The following is a 21131-nucleotide window of genomic DNA, read 5'->3' on the forward strand; positions in this document are numbered from 1 at the left end:
AGGGTCAGCCGAGGGTGGCGGGGAGGTCCAGCTCGCGGGCGACCTGTGCGAGGGAGCGGTTCTGCTGCTCCTCGTACAGCGCGAAGGGGTCGAGGACGTCGCGGCCGATGGCGCCGGAGAGCCAGTCGGCGTCGTACGCGGCGCCCTGCCGACCGTTGTCGCGGGTGCCGTCGCCGCTGAGGTTGGACTGGAAGATGCCGGCGGCGGAGCGGGGCAGGAAGTCCTCGTAGACGATGGGCTCGGCACGGACCCAGCCCTGCCGCACCAGTTCGGCGAGGGTGGTGGGCGGCCGGCTGCCGTCGCGGGGCCGGTCGTCGGTGACCCGGTAGGTGAAGAAGGCCAGTCCCCCGGCGGCGAGTTCCTCCTCGCTGCCGGGCATGTGCCGCTCCCACACGGCGCGTGCGATGTCCCCGCGGGCTTCCATGGGGTTCTGGGCGGCCTGCTCGTCGATACGGCCGAGGAGTTCGTCGTAGCGGGCACGGCCCTGGCGGGTGAGGGCGATGCCACGTGCTTCGACCTCGCCGAAGCGGACCCGCAGGGTGCCGCTGACGACCCTGCCGTCCGGGGCGCGCATGGCGCGGGGTTCGGCCAGGGCGCGGAAGGAGGTCTGCCGCAGCAGGACGTCTGGGCCCTGCCAGGCGGGTGGGCCCTGGATGGTGTCGATCATCTCGATGCCGCGGTCGGTCATACGGCGGTACAGCTCGTCGATGTCGAGGACGCGCGGGGTGAGGTGGTTGATGTGTGTGCTGCGGACGCCGCCGATGTCCGCGGCGACGGCGGAGACCTTCTCCAGGGTCTCGTACCACGCCCGGTCGACCGGTTCGGCTGACAACTCGAAAGCTGCGACCGCCAGTTGAAGGAACCGCTCGGCCTCGGCGTCGGGCAGCGCGCGCTCGGCGGCGGCGCGGTCGGCCAGCGTGAGCAGCTCGGGCGGGAAGAGTTCGCGGCCGGCGAGGAAGGCCTCCAAGCGCGAGCGCAGGTCGGCGTCGAAGAAACGGGGGTCGGCGGGGGTGAGCATGGACGTGAACACCCGGAAGGGGTTGCGTGCGAGTTCCGCGCCGTCGACGGGCCGGAAGGCGGTGGAGATGACGGGTACGGCGCTGGCGGCGGCCTCCCTCAGGTCGTAGAAGCCGACGGGGTGCATGCCGAGAGCGGCGAAGACGCGGGCGACCTGCCGTAGTTCCCGTGGCCTGCCGACGCGGATGGCTCCGTGCCGCTCGGCGGTCACCCGGCCGATGGACCCGAGGCGTTCGGCGTCGGCTCCCCGCGCGCGCAGGACGTCCTCGTTCACCTCCCGTGAGACGTCCACGAGCGTGGTGTAGGCGGGCACCTCCTGCCCGTACATGTGCGACAGCCGCGCCGCGAACGCGGCCCGCAGCCGCCACTGGCTGATCGTCGGCATGGTTCGGCCTCTCGGTCGGGGGTTCACACCACGTGGGCTTCGGGGCGGGTGCCGGTGCCGTGGCGGAACCGGTCGGCGCTGAGCGGCGCGATGTCGGTGAACGGCTCCCGGCCCAGGTACAGATCGCGCATCACTTCGCCGACGGCGGGCGCCTGCAAGAAGCCGTGGCCGGAGAATCCGGTGGCATACAGGAAACCGGGCAGGGCGCCGGACCGGCCGATCAGCGCGTTGTGGTCCGGTGTGACCTCGTACAGGCCGGCCCATCCGCCGACGGTCCTCATCTCGGCCAGCGCCGGGGCACGGCGGCGGGCGACCGCGCGGAACAGCTCCAGCCAGTGCGGGGTCCAGGTGGTGTCGAAGCCCTCCTCCTGACCGGGATCCGCCAGTCCCAGCAGCAGGCCGTCATCGCTGTTGTGGAAGTAGGCGGTCGAGGAGAAGTCGATGGTGAACGGGATGCGCGGGGCGGGCGGGACGAGCGGCGCGGTCAACGCCAGCTGCCGCTTCACCGGCCGCACCGGGAGGTCGACGCCCACCATGGCGCCGATCCGCGCCGACCAGGCCCCTGCCGTACAGATGACGGTGGAGCACGCGATGCGGCCGTGGCCGGTATGTACGGCGGCGATGCGGTCTGCGGCCGCGTCGATGCCGTGGACGTCGGTGTGGGTGGCGACGGTGACACCGGCCCGCGCCGCCGCCCGCGCGTATCCCTGGACGACCCGTGCGGGGCGGGCGTGCCCGTCGGCCGGGGAGTACGCGGCGGCCACGAGGCCCTCGGTGCTGACGTACGGGCACAGCCGCCGGGCCTCCTCGGGGCTGATCATGCGGCTCGGCACGCCGAGGCTGTTCTGGAGCCCGACACCGGCCTCGAAGTCGCTCACCTGCCGTGCGCTGTCGAGCAGGAAGAGATAGCCGACGGTGTCGAGCTCGATGTCGGCGCCGGGCCGGTGGGCGAACTCCCGGAAGGCACGCAGACTGCGGTTGCCCAGCTCGATGTTGAGCGGATCGGAGAACTGGGCGCGTACCCCGCCGATCGGCTTGCCCGAGCTGCCGCGGCCGAGGTCGCCGCGTTCGACGAGGACGATGTTCCGCACCCCGGCCTCGGCGAGGTGGAAGGCGGTGCTCGCGCCCATCACGCCACCACCGATGATCACGACGTCGGCGGAGGCCGGGACCGTACGGAAGGCGGAGGAGGACAAACAGACCACTCCCTTGCACAGCGATGCCGGTCGGGTGTCCGCGCCCCGGTGTCACCTTCGCCAGAACAGGTGATGCGCCACGCCGCTCGGGCTGGGCACGACCTCAAGGTGGAACCGGTCGAGCAGTTCCTCGGGGGACTCCCAGAGTCGTACACCGGACCCGAGCTTCACCGGCGAGACCGCCACATGGAGGGTGTCGACCAGGTCGGCGTCGAGGAACTCCCGGATCGTGGTGGCTCCGCCGCCGAGTCGGACGTCCTTGCCCTGCGCCGCCTCCCGTGCCTGCGCCAGGACCGTGGCGGGGTCGCCGTCGACGAAGTGGAACGTGGTGTCGGAGAGCGTGAACGAGGGACGCTTGTGGTGGGTCATGACGAACACCGGGGTGCGGAAGGGGGGTTCGTCACCCCACCAGCCGCGCCACTCATGATCCTGCCAGGGGCCGCGCTGGGGGCCGAACTTGTTGCGGCCCATGATCTCGGCACCGATGTTGCGGGCGAAGTCCCGGGTGAAGTAGTCGTCGAGTCCGCGGCTCCCGCCCGGGTCGGTGCGCATCGGCCAGCTCGCCGTGGCACCGGCCCAGGAGAACAGCCTCCCGGGGTCGACGTGGCCGAACGGTCTCTCGAAGGTCTGGTCCTCACCGGCGCCGATTCCGTCGCTGGAGACGTTGAAGTTCTGCACCCTCAGCAGCTGAGCCACGTGTTCCTCCCTGGGCAGTCGATGACCATGGTGAGACTCTGCGGGCCGCGAAAACTCATCGCTGCGTCCGCGCGGCGTCGAGAACCTTGGGCGTGCCGGTGTGGGCGGAGGGCAACAAGCCGGCCAGGGCGTCCGGCGCGACGAAGGAGTGGTCGTCGTGCTCGTGGCTCAGGCGGATCGCGGTGCCTTCGGCGTCGGCGCGATGGTGGATGCCGATGAGCTTCGGCACGGTACTCAGCTCGACACCCGTCTCCTCGCGCATCGCACCCTCCAAGATCACTTTTGCCCAGCCGTCCGTGCGTCTATGCCCCTGTGCCGGATTTTCCGCCCCCGCGCTCAGTACGTCACCATGATCCGTCGTGCCGGGCCGTCCAGCCGCTGGAACGACCGCGCCTTGGCACGCCGCCCCATCGACAAGGCCGGGAAGCACTCCAGCAGGCCCCGCTCCCCCATGGTGCGCAGGATCCGGAAGACCTCCTCCGCGCCGGGCGGCTCCTCCGACGTCTCCAGGCTGCTGATGGCCGACCGGAACCCGAGGTGAACACGGCGGCGCGCACCGACCCGGTGGCCGAGGGATGAAGCGCGTACGGGCGCCCGATCTCGGTCATCGGTCCGCCGCCGAGGCAGGCCCGTGCCCGGCGACCGTGTGGGGTCACCAGGGCACCGATGTCCCGTCCCAGGAGAAGAACCCGCCCGTCGGCCCGTCGTCCGGGAGCAGCGCGAGTCGTACGGCTCCGCGTGCGCCCTCTTCCGGGTCGCCGCCCACCGCCCTGGCCCGGGGGTTGAGATCGGTGGCCCGTGCACCGGGGGCGAGCGCGTTCACCTTGAAGGGCGCGCCGAGCGTCTGGGCGTAGAAGACGGTGAGCGCGTTGAGCGCGGACTTGGCGGAGCGGTAGGCGGCGCCGTAGCCGTTGCCCGGGGTGAATTGCGGGTTGGGGCCGGTGCTCCAGGTGAGGGAAGCGGTGCCGCTGGAGACGTTCACGATGCGGGGCCGGGCCGAGCGGCGCAGGGCGGGCAGGAAGGCGTTGGTGACGGCGACCACGCCGAAGACGTTCGTCTCGTACGTCCGGCGGAAGTCCGCCAAGGTGGCCTCGGCGGGCGGGTCGAGGGGGACGGCGATGCCGGCGTTGTTGACGAGCAGGTCGAGGCGGTCGACGCGGGCCGCGGCGCGTGCGACGCCGTCCGCGTCGGTGACGTCGAGGACCAGGGGGTGGGCACCGGCGCCGATCTCCGCCGCCGCGGCCGTGCCGCGTCCGGCGTCACGGGAGCCGACGTACACGGTGAAACCCTCGGCGGCGAGCAGGCGGGCGATGTGGTGGCCGATGCCCTTGTTGGCACCGGTGAAGAGTGCTGTGCGATCGTTCATGCCCGGCCACGATTCCCCGGCCGGCGCCGTCCTGCCAGGGATCACCTGTACCAGGCAGGATCCTGTACCGGGCCGGACTGGGAGGCAGCGGCATGGCGAGGCAGGAACTGGCCCGCTTCTTGCGGGAACGCCGGGCGGCGCTCAGCGCCGGGAAGGTCGGCCTGCCGGACGGCGTCCCGCGCCGGACACCCGGCCTGCGCCGGGAGGAGGTCGCGGAGCTGGCCCATATGTCGGTCGACTACTACGTCCGGCTCGAACAGGCCCGCGGGCCCCGGCCCTCCCCCCGCGTCCTGGACGCGCTCGCCTCCGCGCTGCGGCTCGCCCCGGCCGAGCGCACTCATCTGTTCCGGCTGGCCGGCTCGGCCGCCCCGCCCGCCGCCCGGCCCGTGCGGCGGGTGCGCCCGCAGGTCGCGCGGATGCTTGAGCGGCTGCCCGCGACCGCGGCAATCGTCACCGACGCCACCTACGGCGTCGTCGCCTGGAATCGGGCCGCCCGGGCTCTGCTCGGCGACGACCTGGCACGGGACACCGCCAACCTGGCCCGGCGGCGCTTCTTGGGTGAGGGGCGCACGTACGAGACGTCCGGGACACCGGAGTTCGGGCACATCGCGGTGGCGCGGCTGCGCCGGGCCGCGGAACGCTACCCGCAGGATCCCCAACTCGCCGCCCTGCTGGAGGAGTTGCATGCCGAGAGCGACGAGTTCCGGAAGATCTGGCAGACCCACCCGGTGCACGCGCCGGGCCACCGCGCCAAGACCCTGGACCATCCTGAGCTGGGCCGGCTGCGGTTGAACTGCGATGTGCTGCTGGTCCCGGAGGACGACCAGGAGGTGGTCCTGATCACGGCCGAGCCCGGCTCGCCCTCCGCCCGCGCCCTGGAGTCCCTCGTCACCGCTCAGGCGCCCACCCGGACCAGTCCGCTCTCGTAGGCGAAGATCACGGCGTGCACGCGGTCCCGGAGGTCCAGCTTGGCCAGGATCCGGCCGAGATGGGTCTTCACCGTCGTCTCGCCGAGGTGCAGCCGGCCGGCGATCTCCCGGTTGCTCAGGCCGCGCGCGACCAGTGTGAGCACCTCCCGTTCCCGGTCCGTCACCAGGCCGAGGCGATCGGTGTGGGCGGCGGAGCTCTCCGGCAGCACGAAGCGCTCCACCAGGCGGCGGATCACCGAGGGAGCCATCATCACGTCGCCGCGCAGGACGGCGCGGACGGTCACCAGGATCTCCTCGCCGAGCGCGTCCTTCACCAGGAAGCCGCTGGCCCCGGCGCGCAGCGCACCGTAGGCGTACTCGTCGAGGTCGAACGTCGTCACCACCAGCACCTTGGGCGCGGCCGGGCCGGCGCACAGCCGGCGAGTGGCGGCGAGGCCGTCCACGCCGGGCATGCGGATGTCCATCAGGACCAGGTCCGGGCGGAGTTCGGCGCTGCGCTCCAGCACCGTCTGCCCGTCCGCCGCCTCACCGACCACCGTGAGATCGGGCTGGCTGTCGATGACCATGCGCAGTCCCATCCGGATCAGTTGCTGGTCGTCGCAGAGCAGGATCCGGGACGGGGCGCTCACCGGGTCACCGCCGGGACCGGCTGGGGCCGCAGGCTCGCGGTGACGCGCCAGCCACCGTCGGGGGTGGGACCGGCCGTCACGGTGCCGCCGTGCCGGGCGGCCCGTTCCCGCATGCCGGTGAGGCCGCGTCCGCCGGAGGGCGGTGCGGGACGGGTGGCGGTGGCGCCGGCGATGGCGTCCGTGCCGTCGATGCCGTGGGTGCCGCCGGCCGTGTTGTCGACGCGGACGTGGATCCAGCGGTGCGGGCCCGGCTCGCCGAGGTCGACGCGCACCCGGGCCCGCGCGCCCGGCGCGGCGTGCCTGGCCACGTTGGTCAGCGCCTCCTGCACGATCCGGTACGTCTCCTCGACCACCTGCTCCGGCACCTCCGCGCGCTCGCCGAGCAGTTCGAGGACGGTGTCGGTGGGACAGCGGGCGACGAGCGGGGCGAGGTCGTCCAGGGTGTGCGCGGCCACATCCTCCTCGCCGCGCAACACGTCCAGCAGGCGCCGGAGTTCACCGAGCGCGTCCCGCCCGGTGGCGCCGATCACCGCGAGGGCCCGGTCGGCGGCCGTGGGGTCGGTGGCACCGGCCAGCCGGGCGCCCTCGGCGTTGAGGACCATCACCGTCACGCCGTGCGCGAGGACGTCGTGGATGTCACGGGCGATACGGGACCGTTCCTCGGCGACAGCGGCACGGGCCAGCGCCAGCCGCGTCGACTCGGCGAGTTCGGCGCGCCGGGCGAACTCGCCGAGGTAGGCCCGGCGGGCCCGGACGTACGCGCCGCACATCCAGGATCCGGCGAGCCAGAACAGCACGGACGCCGGAGTGAACCACACATTGCGGTCCCGGGCGGCGGATGCCGTCAGCCAGTCCGGCACCCACAGCAGGACACACCACGCGGCGCACACCGCGAGGACGGCCGCCTGCCGACGCAGCCCCCGCACCACCAGGGTGTAGAAGACCGCGGCCAGCGCGATGACCCCGCGCCCCGGTTCCTGACCCCACACATGCCACAGGTACTGCGCCCAGAAGGCTGCCGTGACGACCACGGCGGCCGCCACCGGCCGGGTGCGCCGCACGAACAGGGGCAGCACGAAGGCGGCGTACACCACGACCTGCACCCACACCGGCCGCCAGCCGGGCCGTTCGCCGATCACCGGGGGTACGGCGACGAGGGCGACGAGCACGGCGTCGGACAGCCAGGGATGGCGCAGCCGCCATCGCGGCAGGGTCTGGATCAGGCGAAGCACCGGTTCACGCTACGGCTCAAGCGGCCTGCCGGGCGTCGTCCCAGGGTCGTCACCGGGGTCCTCCCCCAGGGCTACCCCGACCGGCCCCGAGGACTACCCGGGCGGGCCCCGGAAGACCATCCGGGCGGGCCAGGGACACGACGCGTGGCCACGCGGCCGCCGCCGAGCATGTCGGCCGTGTCACTCACCACTCAATTCCTCAGGCGCCCCGTCATGACCGGCGCGGTGGCCGCCAGCTCGCGCCGGCTGGCCCGGGCCATGACCCAGCACATCGGACTGGAGGAGGCGAAGCTCGTCGTCGAACTCGGCCCGGGGACCGGCGTGTTCACCGACGCCGTGCTCGGGCTGCTGGCACCGGACGCCCAGCTCATGGCCATCGAACTCAACCCGCACCTGGCCGAGCGGCTGGCGGCCACCCGACGCGACGACCGGCTCACGGTGGTGCACGGGGCCGCGGCCGAGCTGGCGCGGGCCGCGGGCGGGCCGGTGGACGCGGTGGTGTCCGGGCTGCCGTGGACCGTGATGCCGCCGGACGAACGGCGGCGGACGCTCGACGCGGTGGTGCGCGCACTGACACCGGACGGCCGGTTCACCACCTTCGCCTATCTGCACGCCGCATGGACGCCGCCCGGCCGCCGCCTCGCCGCCGACCTCCGGAACCGCTTCCACGCGGTTGACCGCGGCCCGGTGGTGTGGCCCAACCTTCCGCCGGCCTTCGTACACCGGGCGGTGTCGCCCAGACAGTGACCCGGCCCCGCGCTCGTGATGCCGATGGCGGTGTCGGTGACTCTCACGGTGCGTCGCCGGCCCAGTCGAAGCGGCGCGGATCGCCGGGGCGCGGTGCGTACAGCGCCCGGCCGCCGGCGCCGAACCGCCCCAGTTCGGTGGCCAGTGCGACACCGGGGCCGAGCTCGTCCGGCGTCCGGTCGGTGACGTCGAGCAGCAGCCCGTCCAGTGGCCCGCCCACCAGTTCCACGTACCGCTGCCCCGCCCGCGGGCCCGGTCGGTCGTAGTCCTGGCCGTAGACCCGGCCGCGCAGCAGCTGCTCGTCGTCACTGTCCATGGGGACCAGCCTCGCAGGCACCACTGACACAGCGAGATCCCGGGAAGGGCGTTCCGTGATCCTGCGTGATGTGTGGCCTCGGCTGCCCGGTGGTGGCCGCTGGGATTCGGCGATGCGGAGCACGAGGCCGGCTGCGCGTCAGGTCACAGCAGGTCTTGAGGGTGCCGGTACGTCCTTCGCTGTCCGGTCATCCCTTCGGCGCGGTGGTGTGGCGGCTGAGGAAGCTGAAGGCGGCCGGGTACAGGCGCGTCCAGGTGTTGTAGTTGTGGCCGCCGTCGGGCAGCACCATGGTCTGGGTCTGGACCTTCCTGGCGGCAGCGTCCCTCGCGAACTGCTCGATGTAGCGCGGCGGGCTGAGCCGGTCCTCGGCCGAGGTGGCCAGGAACAGGCTGACCGACGCGGTGCTGCGCTTCACCATGTACGTGGGGCTGGTGTGCTCGCGTGCCACCGGGTCCTCGATGACGCCCGTGTCGCCGGTCAGCGGGTCGGGATCCAGCGCGGCGCCGACGCCGAAGACCTTCGGGTAGGCCAGCGGGAGCCGCGCGGCGCAGAAGCCTCCGGTGGAGAAGCCCATGACGCCCCAGCCCTTGGGGCCGGGCAGGGTGCGGAACGTGTGGCTGATCAGTTCCGGCACGTCACGCGCCATCCAGGTGGCGACCTTCCGGTTGGGCTGGTCGGTGCAGTCGGTGTCGACGCCGCCCGGGTCGACCACCGGCATGGCCAGGATGAAGGGGTGTGAGGTGCGCGCGTTCATCAGCTGCTGGAAGTCATGGGGCATGCCGCCGTGTTCCAGCCAGGACGCGGGGCTGCCCGGTACGCCGTGCAGGAGCAGCACGACCGGGAAGCGGGTGTGGCGGTACCGGGGCTGGCTGTACTGCGGCGGCGTCCATACGATGACCTGCCCCGACAGTTGCGAGTGTTTGCCCCGGAAGTAGGTGTCGAGCATCCCCGAGTCGCCGTGGGTGAACTTCGCGCGGTCGGCCGGGGGGCCGGGCATGGCGACGGCGGCCCCGTTGGCGTTGCCCAGCAGGTCGTCCCAGGAGGCGTACAGGCCGTAGTCGTTGTTGATCCAGGTCGCCACCACCGAGATCGCGGTGAGCTGGCACAGGCCGATCATCAACAGCCGTAGCAGCCAGCGCAGTGAGTGGGGGCCTCTGAGCCGTGACCAGAGCACCAGGGTGCCGGCCACGCACACGGCGGTGGCCACGATCAGCAGGACGAAGAACGGCGTCCCGGTCAGGCTCATGATCATTCCCCCAGTCACCGATGGCACCCCCGATGACGTGTCGCGAGCACGGTGCGTTCCGGTCCGGCCCGAGGAAGTGACACAGATGACACTCCAGCGAGAACACAGAAGCCCGCCGCATCATCGCGGCGGGCCCCCTCCTGGACCGGTCGTCACTGTGGGTGATCAGTTCCTCAGTCCGTCACAGGACGGCTCAGGAGACCCGTGACCTGGGCACGGACGGCGTCCCATGCGGGGATCGGCAGGTCGCCGAGGGCCGTCGTACGCAGCGCGTGCAGGGTCTCCTCGGGGTCGGGAGCACAGGTGATGGTGCCGCTGAGCACGTCGTAGCCGTCGCGTACGGCCACCCGCAGACGGTCGCCGGCGTCCTCCGCATACCGTGCCGAGGCGACGACCAGGGGCGGCGGGCCGCCTGCCTCACCGGGCAGCTTGCGGTAGGCGCTGGCGATCGGGGTGCGCCAGTGCAGACTGAGCAGGAGGGGGTGCTTGGTGACCAGTTCGCCCAGGTCCGTCTCGCGCACGCCGTCGGGTTCCAGGACCGTCGCCCGGGCGTCGAGGACGAGTGCCGCGGGGAGCAGGCAGCGCAGTGTGCTGCCGACGATGTTCCCGCCGACCGTCGCCGTCCTGCGCACGGCCCCGGTGCCCACCGTGGCGGCCGCGAGGCGCAGCACGTCAGGTACCCGGTCGTCGATGCGGTGCAGGACCACTGCGGCCCCCACGGACTCCCGGCCCAGCACGTTCGCCTCCGGCACCTCACGCAGGGACACCGCCAGGTCGGGGAATCCGTCCCGCTGCCACGTGGCCCACACCAGCGTGGCCCCGCCGATCGGCACAGCCCCTTCGGCCAGGCACTCCTGCGTTTCGCACACCGACGTGGGCAGACGCAACAACACGGCGACCGACCCGCCTTCCCCACCTTGGACGAAAGCGGTGGGTCACTTCTGAGCCACTCCACCGCCGCCAGGGCAGTTTTCTCGCCCGGACGGGGGCGCATACAGGGCTCACACGCGCAGGGAGGCGCAGATCACGAACCCGGGAAAGGAGCGCCCACGCATGTGACGGAACGTCAGTTTCGCTGCGGCGCCGGATACCATGACCGCGTCTCGCCCCCTGATGGCGCGCGCCGAAGGAGCACATATATGAACATCACGACGCCACAGAAGATCACCACGTTCCTGATGTTCGAGGGCACCGCCGAAGAGGCGATGACCTTCTACGTCTCGCTCTTCGACGACGCCGAGGTCGTCAGCATCACCCGCTACGGCGCCGACGGTCCCGGCAAGGAGGGGAGCGTGCAGCACGCCACGTTCTCACTCGCCGGCCAGCACTACATGTGCATCGACAGCCCCGCGCAGCACGAGTTCACGTTCACGCCCTCGATCTCGCTCTTCGTGCAGTGCGAGAACGAGGCCGAGCTCGACCGCCTCTACACGGCCCTCGCCGAGCAAGGCACCGTGCTCATGCCTCTGGGGACCTACGGATTCAGCACCAAGTTCGGCTGGGTCAACGACCGCTTCGGCGTCTCCTGGCAGCTGAACCTGCCCGCCTGAGCCGGACACAGGGGCGTTCCGGCCGGCGGCACGCAGGTCAGGCCAAGTCCTGCGCGGGGTCGATGACCCAGTGGTTGGACCTGAGGATCCGGAAGCCGACGGAGCGGCAGATGCCGTTCGACGCAGCGTTGGCCGTCGCCGGGAAGGCGTGCACGAGGCCCCAGCGGTCTTGGTCACGGGCCTGCTCCAGGAGGGCGCGGACGGCGCGCTTGCCCAGCCCCTGGCCCTGGAATTCCGGCAGAACCATCCAGCCGATCTCGGACATCGGTCCGTCGCCGGCGGCATCGCTGTCGTGGGATGCGTGGGACCAGATGGTCACCGTTCCCGCGACCACGTCGGGGCGGGCCGGATCGGGAACGATCGCCTTGATCCAGGAGACGTCAGCGGCCGCCTCCCGCGCATCTCTGCGGACCTTGTCCGCCATGCCCGCACGCGGCAGCGGTCCGCCGAGGTCGGCCATCATGACCGGATCGCATCGCATCCGGACGTAGGCGTCGACATCGTCCGGTACGACGTTGCGCAGCTCCACCGGGCTCCTCCTCCGCTCGATCAGCGCCGGGACATGTAGCGGCCCGAGGGCCTTGTGCAGCACCTTGTCGAGCGGGTGGTCCCACTCGCCGAGGCTCCGAGTTCGTGGGCGTCGCACAGGGGATGAAACGGTCCCGCTCGGCGGTCTCGACGCAGAGCTCGTAGCAGGCGGGCAGGTCATCGTAGCCGCCCTGGACGACCTTGACGCCGGCCTTCTCGGCCTTCTTGATGTTGCGGCGCCACTGCTGGTTGAAGTCACGCTGGATCTCCTCCAACGCGCGCATCACCGCGCTCGTGTCCCGCGTATGGGACAGCCGCAGCGTCCTGCTGGCATGCGCCGGGTTGATCGCCGCCGCTGCGGTGCTCAATCTCTGCGTTCCGGAGGTGTATCGCATCAACCGCCTCACGGATCCGGCGACTTGAGCATCAGGCACTGAAGGTTGCCGGCGCTCACGCCGCTGCGGCCGGCCGACGTCACGCGCCCGGCCGTTTCCTGACGCCACGCTCGGATCCGACGGCGGCCGCGCCGGCACATACGACGGCGGCCAGGGCGCAGCCCAGCACGGCGGGGTTGATGTAGCCGGGAACGGACTCGGCGGCATAGCCTCCCCCGCCCTTCGTCTCGCAGACGAACCGCAGCGGTACGTAGTCCACGCTGTAGTCGACAACGGTCAGCGCCCGTTCCCCCTGTCCGTGCGTCCGGCAGGGCAGGAGCGGAGAGGACCCGGTGCCACCGTCCTCCGCGTCCAGGACCGCGCCGGCGATGTGGAGCAGGCCCCACGTGTAGAGGGCCACGGCAATGGCTCCGAGGACAGCGGCCGCGCTCTTCAGCCGCGCCTGACCGCTCGCACGACGCAGACCGACCCGCCCGAGACTCCCCAGGCCATGACCGGTGAGGGCGACGGAAAGGATCAGCCCGGCCGGGACAAGCAGAATCAGCAGCGACGTCACCCGCCGAGCCCACCAGGCCGAGCCTGCCGCAAGCTGTGGCGCACCTCACATACTCTGCAACAGGCGCGTCACGACCCACGCCTGTCACTCACCCACTGGGGAACAGGCCGTCGACGCGGCGATGATTTCCGTCCGTCGCGCCGGTCTTCACAGCTGGGAGGAAGGAGATCTGCCATGCCCGAACGAGGACCAGCCAAGCAGCCCACGACCGAGCTGGACGCCCGCTACAGTTCCGCGCTCAACCCACGCCCCGGTGCCGCGGACGTCACCGCCACCGAGTGGGAGGAGGCCCAGCGGAAGCTGGGGGCCGCCGAGATCTTCTGGGTCTCGACGGTGCGGCCCGACGGCCGGCTGCACGTCACGCCCGTGATCGCCGCCTGGCACGACGGGGTGCTGTACTTCTCCACCGGTCCGGGGGAGCAGAAGGCGCGCAACCTCGCCCGTCACCGGCACTGCGCGCTGACCACCGGCGGGAACTCGCTCGGCGACGGCCTCGACCTCGTGGTCGTGGGCGAGGCCGAGCCGGTCGCCGATCCGGCCGTGCTGGAGCAGGTCATCGCGGCGTACGAGGCGAAGTACGGGGCGCACATCACCACGCCCGAGGGCACCTTCCACGGGATCGGGGACGCGTTGCGCACAGGGGACGCGGTGCTGTTCGCGGTGGTCCCGGACACGGCGTACGGCTTCGGCCGTCACGACGGGGTGTACACCCATACGCGCTGGGTGTTCTGAGCCGCGGTGCGGACCGCCGCGGGGCGCACAGCCTAGGAGCGCGGATACTCAAGCACGGGGATGCCCGGTGCGAAGTGGGTGACGGCGCCGATCAACCGCGCCTTGTCCAGACGCCAGCCCGTCACCGCCCGGGACGCGACCACGATGTCGGCCGGCACAGAAGTGACGTGTTCCAGGACGGCACGAGCCGCCGGACCGCCTCCGGGCAGCGCCGGGGCGCCCTCGCGCCGGCTCACCCCGACGTAGGGGACGGTGGTCCTGCCCGCGCGCTGGTGCCAGAGGACGACACCCGTGATGTCCGCCCAGGGCACGTGGGCGGTGGTGGCCTCGTACCTCGCGGGGCTCCCGCCCCGTAGTACGCCCGTTTCGTCCACCCGGAACGCGACCTTGCCGCTCGTGGCCACGTACACCATGAACAGCCCACCCGCGCCGAACAGCGGCAGGCCCAGAATGCGTGCGTACAGCGGCATACCGGGGAGCAGCAGCACCACGGTGAAGACGGCACTGAGCGCCACGACCGCGCTGGTCCGGCGGTCCCAGCCGTACCGCGCCTCATACGTGAGTGAGTTCATTTCGGCCACGGCTGGATCATGACAAATCCAGCCCCTCCGGGGAAGCGCCCTGGACCGGTTGACGGGTCTACGGCCGGTCTGCGGGTCCTCGCTTCCCGGTGCGGCCCCCGGGGCCGTCCTCGTCGCGCAGGAGGCTTTCGAGGGCCGTGAGCACATGGCCGCAGATCTCGTCCGGTTCCGCGCTGGCCAGCGGTTCCTGGCCGACCACTGTCCGCATCACACCGATGCCGAGCAACCAGGCCATGGCGAGCTGGGCGCGCAGTGTGCTGTCGTCGGCCGAGGAGAGGGTGGCGAGCGCGGCGGCGTACTCCTCGCCCAGCGCGCGGACGGTGTCGGGTGCGGCGTCGGCACTGCCGATGGAGCGGAGGTAGACCGCCAGCATCCGGTTCCAGTCGGGTCTGCCGCCGTCCGCGAGGACACCGCGCAACGCGGTCTCGAACAGCCGGTCCGGCGGCGTGTTGACCAGCTGCTCCTTGCCTCCCTGCGCCATGACCTCCGTGAGCAGGGTCTTCTTGGAGCCGAAGTAGCGGAATATGAGCGCCTGGTTCACTCCGGCGCGGCCGGCGATGTCCCGGACGGTGGCCGCCTCGTATCCACGCTCGGCGAAGACCGCGCCCGCCGCGTGCAGGATGCGCGCACGGGTCCCCCGGGCGTCACGCGGGCGGTGCGGAACGCCCTCGGCCAGTGGGACCTCCTCGACCACGGGGATGTCCTCGCTCGGCGGGCCGCCGTCGGGTCGGTCCTGCTGCCGCGTGTGCTCGCTGGTGTCGGTGTCCACCCTCTACTCCTTTTGTGCCGCCGTGAGCCCGCTCGCGCCTGCCGAGTGGCCGTCAGGGTAACGGCCGATTAGCGTCGTTGACTGCCTGGTGACCAGCTCATAGCGTTGTAAGCGCATGCTTACACAAGGGAGGCAGCAGTGACGGCCACGCACGACGCACCCCTCGCCTATCCCTTCAACTCCAGCCAGGAACTGGCCCTGTCCGACGCGTACGAACGGGCCCGTGACACCCCGGGCCTGTTACGCGTCCAGCTTCCGTACGGGGAGCCGGCCTGGCTCGCCACCCGTTACGCGGACGCCCGGCTGGTCCTCGGTGACCAGCGCTTCAGCCGGGCCCTGGGCCTCGAACACGACGAGCCGCGTGCCTCCGAGGGCAGGCGGGACAGCGGGATCCTCAGCATGGATCCGCCCGACCACACCCGGCTGCGTTCCCTGGTCGCGAAGGCCTTCACCGTCCGCCAGGTCGAGAAACTCCGCCCGCAGATCCGGGAGCTGACGTCCGCTCTGCTGGACGAGATGGCGGAGGCGGGGCCGCCGGTCGACCTGGTCGACCGCTACGCCCTGCCCATCCCGGTCGCGGTGATCTGCCGGCTCCTCGGAGTCCCGGAGGAGGACCGCCCGCGCTTTCGGACCTGGAGCGACGCGGCACTGTCCACCAGCTCGCTGACCGCAGAGGAGTTCGACCGCAATCGCGAAGAGCTGCGCGCGTACATGGCCCAGCTGATCACCGCGCATCGCGAGCGGCCGCGGGACGACCTGATGACGGCGCTGATCGAGGCGCGCGACCAGGGCGACCGGCTGTCGGAGCTGGAGCTCGTCGACCTGTGCGTCGGCATCCTCGTCGCCGGCCACGAGACCACGGCCACCCAGATCCCCAACTTCGTACTCACTCTCCTCGACCATCCCGAGACGCTGTCCCGGCTGCGCGCCGAGCCCACGCTCATCACCAGCGCGATCGAGGAGCTGCTGCGCTTCGTGCCCCTGGGCAGCGGCGCCGGTCAGCCCCGCTACGCCAAGGAGGACATCGAGGTCGGCGGCACCCTCGTGCGGGCGGGGGAACCGGTGCTGGTCGCCGTCGGCGCAGCGAACCGCGACGCGCTGCGCTTCAGCGCGGCCGGCACGCTCGACATCACCCGCAGCGGCAACGCGCATCTGGGCTTCGGGCACGGCGTCCACCACTGCCTCGGGGCACCCCTCGCCCGCCTCGAACTCCAGGAGGCCATCGGCGCGTTGGTGGCCCGCTTCCCCCGGCTGCATGTCGCCGGTGACATCACCTGGAAGACCGAGATGCTGGTACGCGGCCCGCGCGTCATGCCGGTGGACTGGTGAGGCGGCCCATGAGCTGGCAGCTGCACGTCTCCTCCGACCGTTGCATCGGCTCCGGGATGTGTGCCGGGGCCGCCCCCGATCTGTTCGCCCTCGACGACGACCACGCACACCCTGTCAGCGAGCACATCCCGGAGAGCGACGACCGTGCCCTGGAAGCCGCCGACATCTGCCCGATGCTGGCCATCACCGTCCGGGACGCGAACGGACGGGAGATCGCACCTCGTGAGTGAGCCTGTGGACCTCGTAAGTGAGCCTGCGGAACTTCCTGCGCGCCGACGAGCGGCGGATCATCGACCACGGGCCGGGAGGAATGGGTTCGCTCTTGCGTGGGATCGCTTCTAGCCTGCGTCGAGTGATGACAGCCGAAGACGTGTTGTCCGTCCTGGCCGTCCTACGACGTGCCGGGGCCGACGTCTGGGTCGGTGGCGGTTGGGGGATCGACGCGCTGATCGGCGAACAGACACGAGAGCACCGCGACCTGGATCTGATGCACCGGCAGGAGCAGGAAACCGCCGTGGTGGCCGCGCTTTCCGGCGCGGGCTTCGCGGAGAGCCTCGACTGGAGGCCCGTCCGGTTCGTCGTCGTCGCGCCGGACGGACGGGAGGTCGACATGCACCCACTGGTCTTCGCCGAGGACGGATCCGCGCGGCAGGAGTCACCCCTGCCGGGGCACCCGTTCACCTACCCCTCGTCGTGTTTCGTGACGGGCACCATCCGGGGATCGGCGGTCCGGTGTCTGTCCGCCGAGCAGCAGGTCTACTTCCACCAGGGATACCAGCCGTCGGAACGCGATCTGCACGACATGGCTCAACTGCGACGTGTCTTCGGAATCGCCACCCACTTCTGACCGGAGCATCCTGTGCGCGGGCCGCGGCGGCTCCACCCGATCGCCCGGTGCGTCCGGCGGTCGGCGTGGTGCGCTCGGCGTCTACGATCCGGCCCGTGGCAGAGGTACCTGATGAGTTGATCAAGCTGGAACGGTCCGCCGAGGAAGAGCGGGCGAAGCTGGCGGGACTCTCCGGCGACGCCTACGACGCACAGTTGCGGCGCTGGCACAAGGCGTCCGAGGCGGTCCAGGCAGCCATCTCCGCGCATGCCGCGGCCACCTCTGCCGACCGGTGCAAGGTGGAGCAGGCCGTGAAGCGGGCCCTGTGGCACAGCCAGGAGGACCCGACCGTCGAGTAGCGGCCAGGTCCGCGCTCCACGGCACGCGCCCCACCTCCCGGTCACGTCCCTGGCGTCACCCCACGACGTCGGCCACCACGCAGCTGACGTTGTCGGGCCCGCCGGACGCGTTGGCCAGGGCGATGAGTTCGCGGGCCGCCTGCTCGGGCTCCGGCGTCCCGGCGAGCACGTCGCGGATCGCCTCGGTCGGTACGACGCCGGACAGACCGTCGGAGCACAGCAGGTACCGGTCGTTCGGCTGGGCGTCGTGCAGGCGCAGGTCGGGGGTACCGTCGGAGCCCAGGCCCAGCGCTCGTGCCAGCAGGGCCCGCTGGGGGTGGGAGACGGCTTCCTCCGGGCTGAGGCGTCCCTCGTCGATCATCGACTGCACCACTGTGTGGTCGTGGGTGATCTGGAACAGCCTCCCGTCGCGCAGGAGGTGGGCCCGGCAGTCGCCGATGTGGACGAGGGCCATCTGCGAGCCGGTCCAGAGCATAGCGGTGAGGGTCGTACCGGCCCCTTCGGCACAGGTGCCGGTTCCGGCGGCGGCGTACACGGCCTGCCGGGCCCGGTCGACGGCGTCTTCGAGGACGTTGAGGAGGTTGCCGGCCGGAATGCCGTCGGCCTCCAGGCGTTTGAGGGCTTCGACGGCGGCCGCGCTCGCAGTGGCGCCCGTGCTGCCGCAGCCGTCGGCGACGGCGAGCAGCGCGGGCCCCGCGTAGGCGGTGTCCTGGTTGCTCTCGCGGACGAGGCCCGCATCGGACAGGGCGGCGTACCGGATCTCCAGGGGCTTGACGGTCGGGGCCATGGCGGGGTCCTTCCGGGACAGATGGTCGATGAGGAAGGCGGCCAGGTCCCGCCGTGCGGCGGTATCGGTCTCCACCTGACCCCAGTAGGCTCGGATCTCCTGGGCCGCCCGGCCCGCGTCCAGCGTGCAGACGTGCTGGATCCGGGCCAGGGGCATCCCGAGACGCCGGAGCCAGGCGACCAGTCGGGCCTGGTCGAGCTGTTCCGCTGCGTACAGGCGGTAGCCGGTGACCGGGTCGACGCGCGCGGGAGCCAACAGGCCGAGCTCGTCGTAGAGACGCAACGCCTTCGGCGACAGCCGGGACGCCTTCGCGAACGCCCCGATGGTCAGCAGTCCCATGCCCGCCCCTCCTCATGCCGGGCACATCGCCCGGCCCCACCGATGCTGTGGCCTTCCCCAGGGTGAAGGTCAACGGCGGCACCGTCACCTTCGGCACGCACGCGCGGTACGCGTCCTTCGTGATCTCGATGAACGATCCGGTCAGCGGGTTCGTGTCACCCCCGTTCGCCACGACCACCACACGGCTCGGCGCCATGCCGAGCGTGCCGTCCCGGTGCACGGCCTGCAGTCACTCCAGGACGGTGCACACCACCGGACCCGCGCGCCGCCCGCCGCCGTTCCCGTACGTCCGCCAGGCCGGGTCGGTGCCCTCCGGAAACTGGAACACATCATCGGCGGTACGCGGCCGCTACTCGTCGCCGCCACAGGCCTAGGCACCGCCGATGCCGAACAGGTCCTCGCCCACGCCTCCGAGGCGGCCGACGGCCGTCGGCTGTACCTGACCACGACGCGCTTCCACCCGGAGCACGCCTTCGGCGCGCAGTTGTTCACCGATCGGGCCCCGTATCCGGTCAACCGCGTCCAGGCCGACGACCTGCGGACGAGGGGCCGGGTGGCGCACGGTACCTTCCGCAAGGGTCTCGATGCCCGTTCCTGACGTCCTGAACGGCCGTGGTGTCACTGGGGGCCGGAGTCCGGTCCGATCCAGCCCGCCACGCCGACACACGCCTCGTTCCCCTCGGGATCGGCCAGCACCCAGTTCGACGGCGCGTCGGCGTCGTTCACCAGACGTCCGCCGGCCGCGAGCGCCGCGGCTATCCGCGCCTCGGCCTGGTCGTACGGCACCCAGACATCGACATGAACGCGGTTGCGCTGCGGGCGCGGCGCGTCCATGTGCTGAAAATAGAAGGGTGCCCCGCGCCGGAGCGGATCGATGAGGTCCTCGCCGCTGTGCGCACGCTCCTCGTAGCCGAGCAGGGCACGCCAGAAGGGCACCACGTCGGCTCCCACGAGGGCGTCGACCGTCACCTGGACGGTCTGTACGGCGGACGGGTCGGCCGGTATCCCCAGTGCGCGTGCGGCGTCGGAGATCTGCCGGGCCACCTCGGTGTGCCGCTCGGTCAGCCCGTAGTAGTCGTCCGTGACCGTGATCAGCCGCACGCTCACGCCCTGGTGTCTGAGGTCGACGTCCGGCTGCTCGTCCCCCAGGCCCGGCAGCTCACTGATCGCCTGCACAAGCCGTGCACCGGCGGCGAACGACCCGGTCCGGAAGAAGGCGCACGCTCCTTCTCCGACGACACGCCAGTCCCCCAGGCCAGGGGTCTCATGGAACTGCTGCGGCCTGATGCGCTCGGTGCTGCCTTCAACAGTGGTGGTCATGGGATCAACGTAGCGTGCGGGTCTGACAATCCGCTTCGGCCGATCACCCGCGGCCAGCTCCCCCCGGGGAGCTGGTGACCCGGGGACCGTATCGCGGACCGTCAGCAGGCCGTCGTCGAGGTCGCCGCCCATCACTTCAGCAGAGCGCTTCCGAAGTTCCCGGTGGCTCCGGTCACGAGCATCATGAGCGCGGCCATTTTGCTCACCATGACCAGGGCGCGGTCACGCGGCGACAGCTGCGGCCGCCGGAACCCCCAGGCCTCCCGGACCTCTCCCCCCGGCGTATCGTCTCGGCATGCGGCGCACGGACATCACCCGGGACGACGGCACGTGGACGGGCTTGTCAGTGGAGGTGGAGGCACGTCGCCGACCAGGCCTGTGCCCGTTCAGCGCCGGGCGGCGGCTGCTGCTCGCCCAGCAGTCGTGCCCTGTGCTGCTGACTGTCGTGGACGAGGACTTCTGCGGGGTGGAGTTCTGGCGCACCGATGCCTACCGATCGCCCCTGCCGCCGTTGCGTGCCGAGACGGGACGGACGCTGGCCGGCCGCCCGGATCGCTGGGCGCACCGCTTCGTACAGCACCTGCTCGATGCGCCGGGCAGCCCGCTGCACAACGGCCGCTGGCTGCTCTCGCCGGAGAGTCCGCTCCTGCGCTGGAACCACAGCCGGCGACCGCAGGCCGAGTTCTGGGCGTCGATGCTCATCGAGGGCCATCCGGACGGATACATCGACTGGTTCGTCCACAACGGCTCGTGGGAGATTCTGCCGCTGCGGCCGATGCCGGACGCCGATGACAGCCGGGTCAAGGCCTACCGCAAGCAGGCCCGCGACGGCACGTTGCCGCCCGTTCTGCTCTGGTGGGTCAGCGGTTTGGACTGCCATCTCCTGCTGGACGGCCACGCGCGGCTCGCCGCGGCGATCGCCGAGTCGGCCGTACCCCCGCTGCTGCATCTGCACCGCACCGCCCCCGGCGACGAGGTGGCCGCGGGCACCGAGCAGGCGGTGCGCCGCTACGAGACCGAGCTGGCCCGTTTCACCGAACTGCGCGCCACCTACGGTCACGCTGTCCCGGACGGTGCCGCCATCGCGGGACCGGACCTGGCCCGTCGCCTCCGGGACCTGCACACCGCTCAACGGCCCAGCTGGGCCTGGCCTCTTCCCGGCGGGGAGGAGCAGTGGCGGTGCGTGGCACGGGAGGTGACGGCCGGTCGGTGGAGCGGTGGCGGTGGCGGTGGGACATCGGGGTGACCCCCGCGCCCCGGGTGATCAGGCTCCCGGAGAGCCTGAGGGCACCCGCCGGGCT

General features: G+C 71.6%; 28 protein-coding genes and 2 pseudogenes. 11 read left to right on the plus strand and 19 right to left on the minus strand.

The window, feature by feature from the left end; translation table 11 throughout:
• Positions 1-4: 4 nt before the first annotated feature.
• The 6 genes and pseudogenes from LE548_RS29630 to LE548_RS29655 all read right to left on the minus strand — a co-directional run bounded on the left by LE548_RS29630 (position 5) and on the right by LE548_RS29655 (position 4660).
• Positions 5-1402 carry a VOC family protein gene (locus LE548_RS29630; protein WP_225100031.1) on the minus strand — a complete coding sequence of 466 codons (1398 nt, stop codon included), beginning with the start codon at positions 1400-1402 and terminating at the stop codon, positions 5-7.
• A 23-nt stretch (positions 1403-1425) separates the two neighbouring features.
• Complete coding sequence (locus LE548_RS29635; protein ID WP_225100032.1) at positions 1426-2598, minus strand: FAD-binding oxidoreductase; 1173 nt, start codon at positions 2596-2598, stop codon at positions 1426-1428.
• A 51-nt stretch (positions 2599-2649) separates the two neighbouring features.
• The gene (locus LE548_RS29640) at positions 2650-3294 is read right to left on the minus strand and encodes a dihydrofolate reductase family protein (protein ID WP_225100033.1); all 645 of its coding nucleotides are present in this window, start codon (positions 3292-3294) and stop codon (positions 2650-2652) included.
• Positions 3295-3349: 55 nt separating this feature from the next.
• Positions 3350-3556: a hypothetical protein gene (locus LE548_RS29645; protein WP_225100034.1), complete on the minus strand. Its 207-nt coding sequence runs from the start codon at positions 3554-3556 to the stop codon at positions 3350-3352.
• Between the two features lie 101 nt (positions 3557-3657).
• Positions 3658-3804 (minus strand): annotated as a pseudogene (locus tag LE548_RS29650) (LD-carboxypeptidase); the annotation flags it as partial.
• Between the two features lie 142 nt (positions 3805-3946).
• Positions 3947-4660, minus strand: a complete 714-nt coding sequence (locus tag LE548_RS29655; protein ID WP_225100035.1) for an SDR family NAD(P)-dependent oxidoreductase — start codon at positions 4658-4660, stop codon at positions 3947-3949.
• 92 nt (positions 4661-4752) lie between these two features.
• Here LE548_RS29655 and LE548_RS29660 point away from each other — a divergent pair, with 92 nt between their 5' ends.
• A complete protein-coding gene (locus tag LE548_RS29660) occupies positions 4753-5589 on the plus strand; it encodes a helix-turn-helix transcriptional regulator (protein ID WP_225100036.1) in 837 nt (278 codons plus the stop codon).
• On the opposite strand, the gene LE548_RS29665 is transcribed toward LE548_RS29660, so the two are convergent.
• Complete coding sequence (locus LE548_RS29665) at positions 5556-6218, minus strand: response regulator transcription factor (RefSeq protein WP_225100037.1); 663 nt, start codon at positions 6216-6218, stop codon at positions 5556-5558. The genes LE548_RS29660 and LE548_RS29665 overlap by 34 nt on opposite strands.
• Positions 6215-7450: a histidine kinase gene (locus LE548_RS29670; protein WP_225100038.1), complete on the minus strand. Its 1236-nt coding sequence runs from the start codon at positions 7448-7450 to the stop codon at positions 6215-6217. The genes LE548_RS29665 and LE548_RS29670 overlap by 4 nt, the downstream gene beginning before the upstream one ends.
• A 168-nt stretch (positions 7451-7618) precedes the next feature.
• Here LE548_RS29670 and LE548_RS29675 point away from each other — a divergent pair, with 168 nt between their 5' ends.
• Positions 7619-8197, plus strand: coding sequence for a class I SAM-dependent methyltransferase (locus tag LE548_RS29675; RefSeq protein WP_225100186.1), 579 nt, complete (start codon positions 7619-7621; stop codon positions 8195-8197).
• A gap of 43 nt (positions 8198-8240) precedes the next feature.
• Here LE548_RS29675 and LE548_RS29680 read toward each other — a convergent pair whose 3' ends face one another.
• The 3 genes from LE548_RS29680 to LE548_RS29690 form a co-directional block, all read right to left on the minus strand.
• Positions 8241-8513, minus strand: a complete 273-nt coding sequence (locus LE548_RS29680; protein WP_225100039.1) for a hypothetical protein — start codon at positions 8511-8513, stop codon at positions 8241-8243.
• Positions 8514-8700: 187 nt separating this feature from the next.
• A complete protein-coding gene (locus LE548_RS29685; protein WP_225100040.1) occupies positions 8701-9759 on the minus strand; it encodes an esterase family protein in 1059 nt (352 codons plus the stop codon).
• A gap of 173 nt (positions 9760-9932) precedes the next feature.
• Positions 9933-10652 (minus strand): FAD binding domain-containing protein, encoded by a 720-nt coding sequence (locus LE548_RS29690; RefSeq protein ID WP_225100041.1) that lies wholly within the window; start codon positions 10650-10652, stop codon positions 9933-9935.
• A gap of 246 nt (positions 10653-10898) precedes the next feature.
• On the opposite strand from LE548_RS29690, the gene LE548_RS29695 reads away from it, so the two are divergent.
• The gene (locus LE548_RS29695) at positions 10899-11309 is read left to right on the plus strand and encodes a VOC family protein (protein ID WP_225100042.1); all 411 of its coding nucleotides are present in this window, start codon (positions 10899-10901) and stop codon (positions 11307-11309) included.
• A gap of 37 nt (positions 11310-11346) precedes the next feature.
• On the opposite strand, the gene LE548_RS29700 is transcribed toward LE548_RS29695, so the two are convergent.
• Together LE548_RS29700 and LE548_RS29705 are read right to left on the minus strand one after the other, a co-directional pair.
• A complete protein-coding gene (locus LE548_RS29700) occupies positions 11347-11838 on the minus strand; it encodes a GNAT family N-acetyltransferase (protein WP_225100043.1) in 492 nt (163 codons plus the stop codon).
• Between the two features lie 118 nt (positions 11839-11956).
• A pseudogene (locus tag LE548_RS29705) lies at positions 11957-12118 on the minus strand (peptidoglycan bridge formation glycyltransferase FemA/FemB family protein); the annotation flags it as partial.
• On the opposite strand from LE548_RS29705, the gene LE548_RS46145 reads away from it, so the two are divergent.
• Positions 12039-12260, plus strand: coding sequence for a hypothetical protein (locus tag LE548_RS46145; protein WP_308030788.1), 222 nt, complete (start codon positions 12039-12041; stop codon positions 12258-12260). The pseudogene LE548_RS29705 and the gene LE548_RS46145 overlap by 80 nt on opposite strands.
• 51 nt (positions 12261-12311) lie before the next feature.
• Here the strand turns inward: LE548_RS46145 and LE548_RS29710 are convergent, their stop codons facing one another.
• Positions 12312-12788 carry a hypothetical protein gene (locus tag LE548_RS29710; protein WP_225100044.1) on the minus strand — a complete coding sequence of 159 codons (477 nt, stop codon included), beginning with the start codon at positions 12786-12788 and terminating at the stop codon, positions 12312-12314.
• A gap of 174 nt (positions 12789-12962) precedes the next feature.
• On the opposite strand from LE548_RS29710, the gene LE548_RS29715 reads away from it, so the two are divergent.
• Positions 12963-13520 (plus strand): pyridoxamine 5'-phosphate oxidase family protein, encoded by a 558-nt coding sequence (locus tag LE548_RS29715; RefSeq protein ID WP_225100045.1) that lies wholly within the window; start codon positions 12963-12965, stop codon positions 13518-13520.
• A gap of 32 nt (positions 13521-13552) precedes the next feature.
• On the opposite strand, the gene LE548_RS29720 is transcribed toward LE548_RS29715, so the two are convergent.
• Both LE548_RS29720 and LE548_RS29725 read right to left on the minus strand, forming a co-directional pair.
• The gene (locus LE548_RS29720) at positions 13553-14101 is read right to left on the minus strand and encodes a hypothetical protein (RefSeq protein WP_225100046.1); all 549 of its coding nucleotides are present in this window, start codon (positions 14099-14101) and stop codon (positions 13553-13555) included.
• A gap of 58 nt (positions 14102-14159) precedes the next feature.
• Positions 14160-14870, minus strand: coding sequence for a TetR family transcriptional regulator (locus tag LE548_RS29725; protein ID WP_308030749.1), 711 nt, complete (start codon positions 14868-14870; stop codon positions 14160-14162).
• 138 nt (positions 14871-15008) lie between these two features.
• Between LE548_RS29725 and LE548_RS29730 the strand changes: the two genes are divergently transcribed.
• The 4 genes from LE548_RS29730 (at position 15009) to LE548_RS29745 (ending at position 17384) form a co-directional block, all read left to right on the plus strand.
• The gene (locus LE548_RS29730) at positions 15009-16199 is read left to right on the plus strand and encodes a cytochrome P450 (protein ID WP_225100047.1); all 1191 of its coding nucleotides are present in this window, start codon (positions 15009-15011) and stop codon (positions 16197-16199) included.
• Between the two features lie 8 nt (positions 16200-16207).
• Positions 16208-16429 (plus strand): ferredoxin, encoded by a 222-nt coding sequence (locus LE548_RS29735; protein ID WP_225100048.1) that lies wholly within the window; start codon positions 16208-16210, stop codon positions 16427-16429.
• Positions 16430-16554: 125 nt separating this feature from the next.
• Complete coding sequence (locus LE548_RS29740; RefSeq protein ID WP_225100188.1) at positions 16555-17046, plus strand: nucleotidyltransferase domain-containing protein; 492 nt, start codon at positions 16555-16557, stop codon at positions 17044-17046.
• A 95-nt stretch (positions 17047-17141) separates the two neighbouring features.
• Positions 17142-17384, plus strand: a complete 243-nt coding sequence (locus tag LE548_RS29745; RefSeq protein WP_225100049.1) for a hypothetical protein — start codon at positions 17142-17144, stop codon at positions 17382-17384.
• Between the two features lie 55 nt (positions 17385-17439).
• On the opposite strand, the gene LE548_RS29750 is transcribed toward LE548_RS29745, so the two are convergent.
• Complete coding sequence (locus LE548_RS29750; RefSeq protein WP_225100050.1) at positions 17440-18510, minus strand: MerR family transcriptional regulator; 1071 nt, start codon at positions 18508-18510, stop codon at positions 17440-17442.
• A gap of 14 nt (positions 18511-18524) precedes the next feature.
• On the opposite strand from LE548_RS29750, the gene LE548_RS46150 reads away from it, so the two are divergent.
• Entirely contained in the window at positions 18525-18884 is a 360-nt protein-coding gene (locus tag LE548_RS46150; RefSeq protein ID WP_308030752.1) for a hypothetical protein, read from the plus strand.
• Here the strand turns inward: LE548_RS46150 and LE548_RS29760 are convergent.
• Positions 18881-19072: a hypothetical protein gene (locus LE548_RS29760; RefSeq protein ID WP_225100051.1), complete on the minus strand. Its 192-nt coding sequence runs from the start codon at positions 19070-19072 to the stop codon at positions 18881-18883. The genes LE548_RS46150 and LE548_RS29760 overlap by 4 nt on opposite strands.
• A 56-nt stretch (positions 19073-19128) precedes the next feature.
• Positions 19129-19830, minus strand: coding sequence for a VOC family protein (locus tag LE548_RS29765; protein WP_225100052.1), 702 nt, complete (start codon positions 19828-19830; stop codon positions 19129-19131).
• Positions 19831-20125: 295 nt separating this feature from the next.
• On the opposite strand from LE548_RS29765, the gene LE548_RS29770 reads away from it, so the two are divergent.
• Entirely contained in the window at positions 20126-21076 is a 951-nt protein-coding gene (locus tag LE548_RS29770; protein WP_225100053.1) for a hypothetical protein, read from the plus strand.
• Positions 21077-21131 lie beyond the last annotated feature (55 nt).

This window comes from Streptomyces sp. CoH27 (assembly GCF_020181035.1).
Classification (GTDB): domain Bacteria; phylum Actinomycetota; class Actinomycetes; order Streptomycetales; family Streptomycetaceae; genus Streptomyces; species Streptomyces camelliae.

What these genes read in the sequence shown, in the direction of transcription:
- LE548_RS29630 (WP_225100031.1), bottom strand. Translation starts at nt 1,402, where the DNA reads ATGCCGACGATCAGCCAGTGGCGGCTGCGGGCCGCGTTCGCGGCGCGG.
- LE548_RS29645 (WP_225100034.1), bottom strand. Translation starts at nt 3,556, where the DNA reads ATGCGCGAGGAGACGGGTGTCGAGCTGAGTACCGTGCCGAAGCTCATC.
- LE548_RS29655 (WP_225100035.1), bottom strand. Translation starts at nt 4,660, where the DNA reads ATGAACGATCGCACAGCACTCTTCACCGGTGCCAACAAGGGCATCGGC.
- LE548_RS29660 (WP_225100036.1), top strand. Translation starts at nt 4,753, where the DNA reads ATGGCGAGGCAGGAACTGGCCCGCTTCTTGCGGGAACGCCGGGCGGCG.
- LE548_RS29675 (WP_225100186.1), top strand. Translation starts at nt 7,619, where the DNA reads ATGTCGGCCGTGTCACTCACCACTCAATTCCTCAGGCGCCCCGTCATG.
- LE548_RS29680 (WP_225100039.1), bottom strand. Translation starts at nt 8,513, where the DNA reads ATGGACAGTGACGACGAGCAGCTGCTGCGCGGCCGGGTCTACGGCCAG.
- LE548_RS29685 (WP_225100040.1), bottom strand. Translation starts at nt 9,759, where the DNA reads ATGAGCCTGACCGGGACGCCGTTCTTCGTCCTGCTGATCGTGGCCACC.
- LE548_RS29695 (WP_225100042.1), top strand. Translation starts at nt 10,899, where the DNA reads ATGAACATCACGACGCCACAGAAGATCACCACGTTCCTGATGTTCGAG.
- LE548_RS29715 (WP_225100045.1), top strand. Translation starts at nt 12,963, where the DNA reads ATGCCCGAACGAGGACCAGCCAAGCAGCCCACGACCGAGCTGGACGCC.
- LE548_RS29735 (WP_225100048.1), top strand. Translation starts at nt 16,208, where the DNA reads ATGAGCTGGCAGCTGCACGTCTCCTCCGACCGTTGCATCGGCTCCGGG.
- LE548_RS29740 (WP_225100188.1), top strand. Translation starts at nt 16,555, where the DNA reads ATGACAGCCGAAGACGTGTTGTCCGTCCTGGCCGTCCTACGACGTGCC.
- LE548_RS29750 (WP_225100050.1), bottom strand. Translation starts at nt 18,510, where the DNA reads ATGGGACTGCTGACCATCGGGGCGTTCGCGAAGGCGTCCCGGCTGTCG.
- LE548_RS46150 (WP_308030752.1), top strand. Translation starts at nt 18,525, where the DNA reads ATGCCGGGCACATCGCCCGGCCCCACCGATGCTGTGGCCTTCCCCAGG.
- LE548_RS29765 (WP_225100052.1), bottom strand. Translation starts at nt 19,830, where the DNA reads ATGACCACCACTGTTGAAGGCAGCACCGAGCGCATCAGGCCGCAGCAG.
- LE548_RS29770 (WP_225100053.1), top strand. Translation starts at nt 20,126, where the DNA reads ATGCGGCGCACGGACATCACCCGGGACGACGGCACGTGGACGGGCTTG.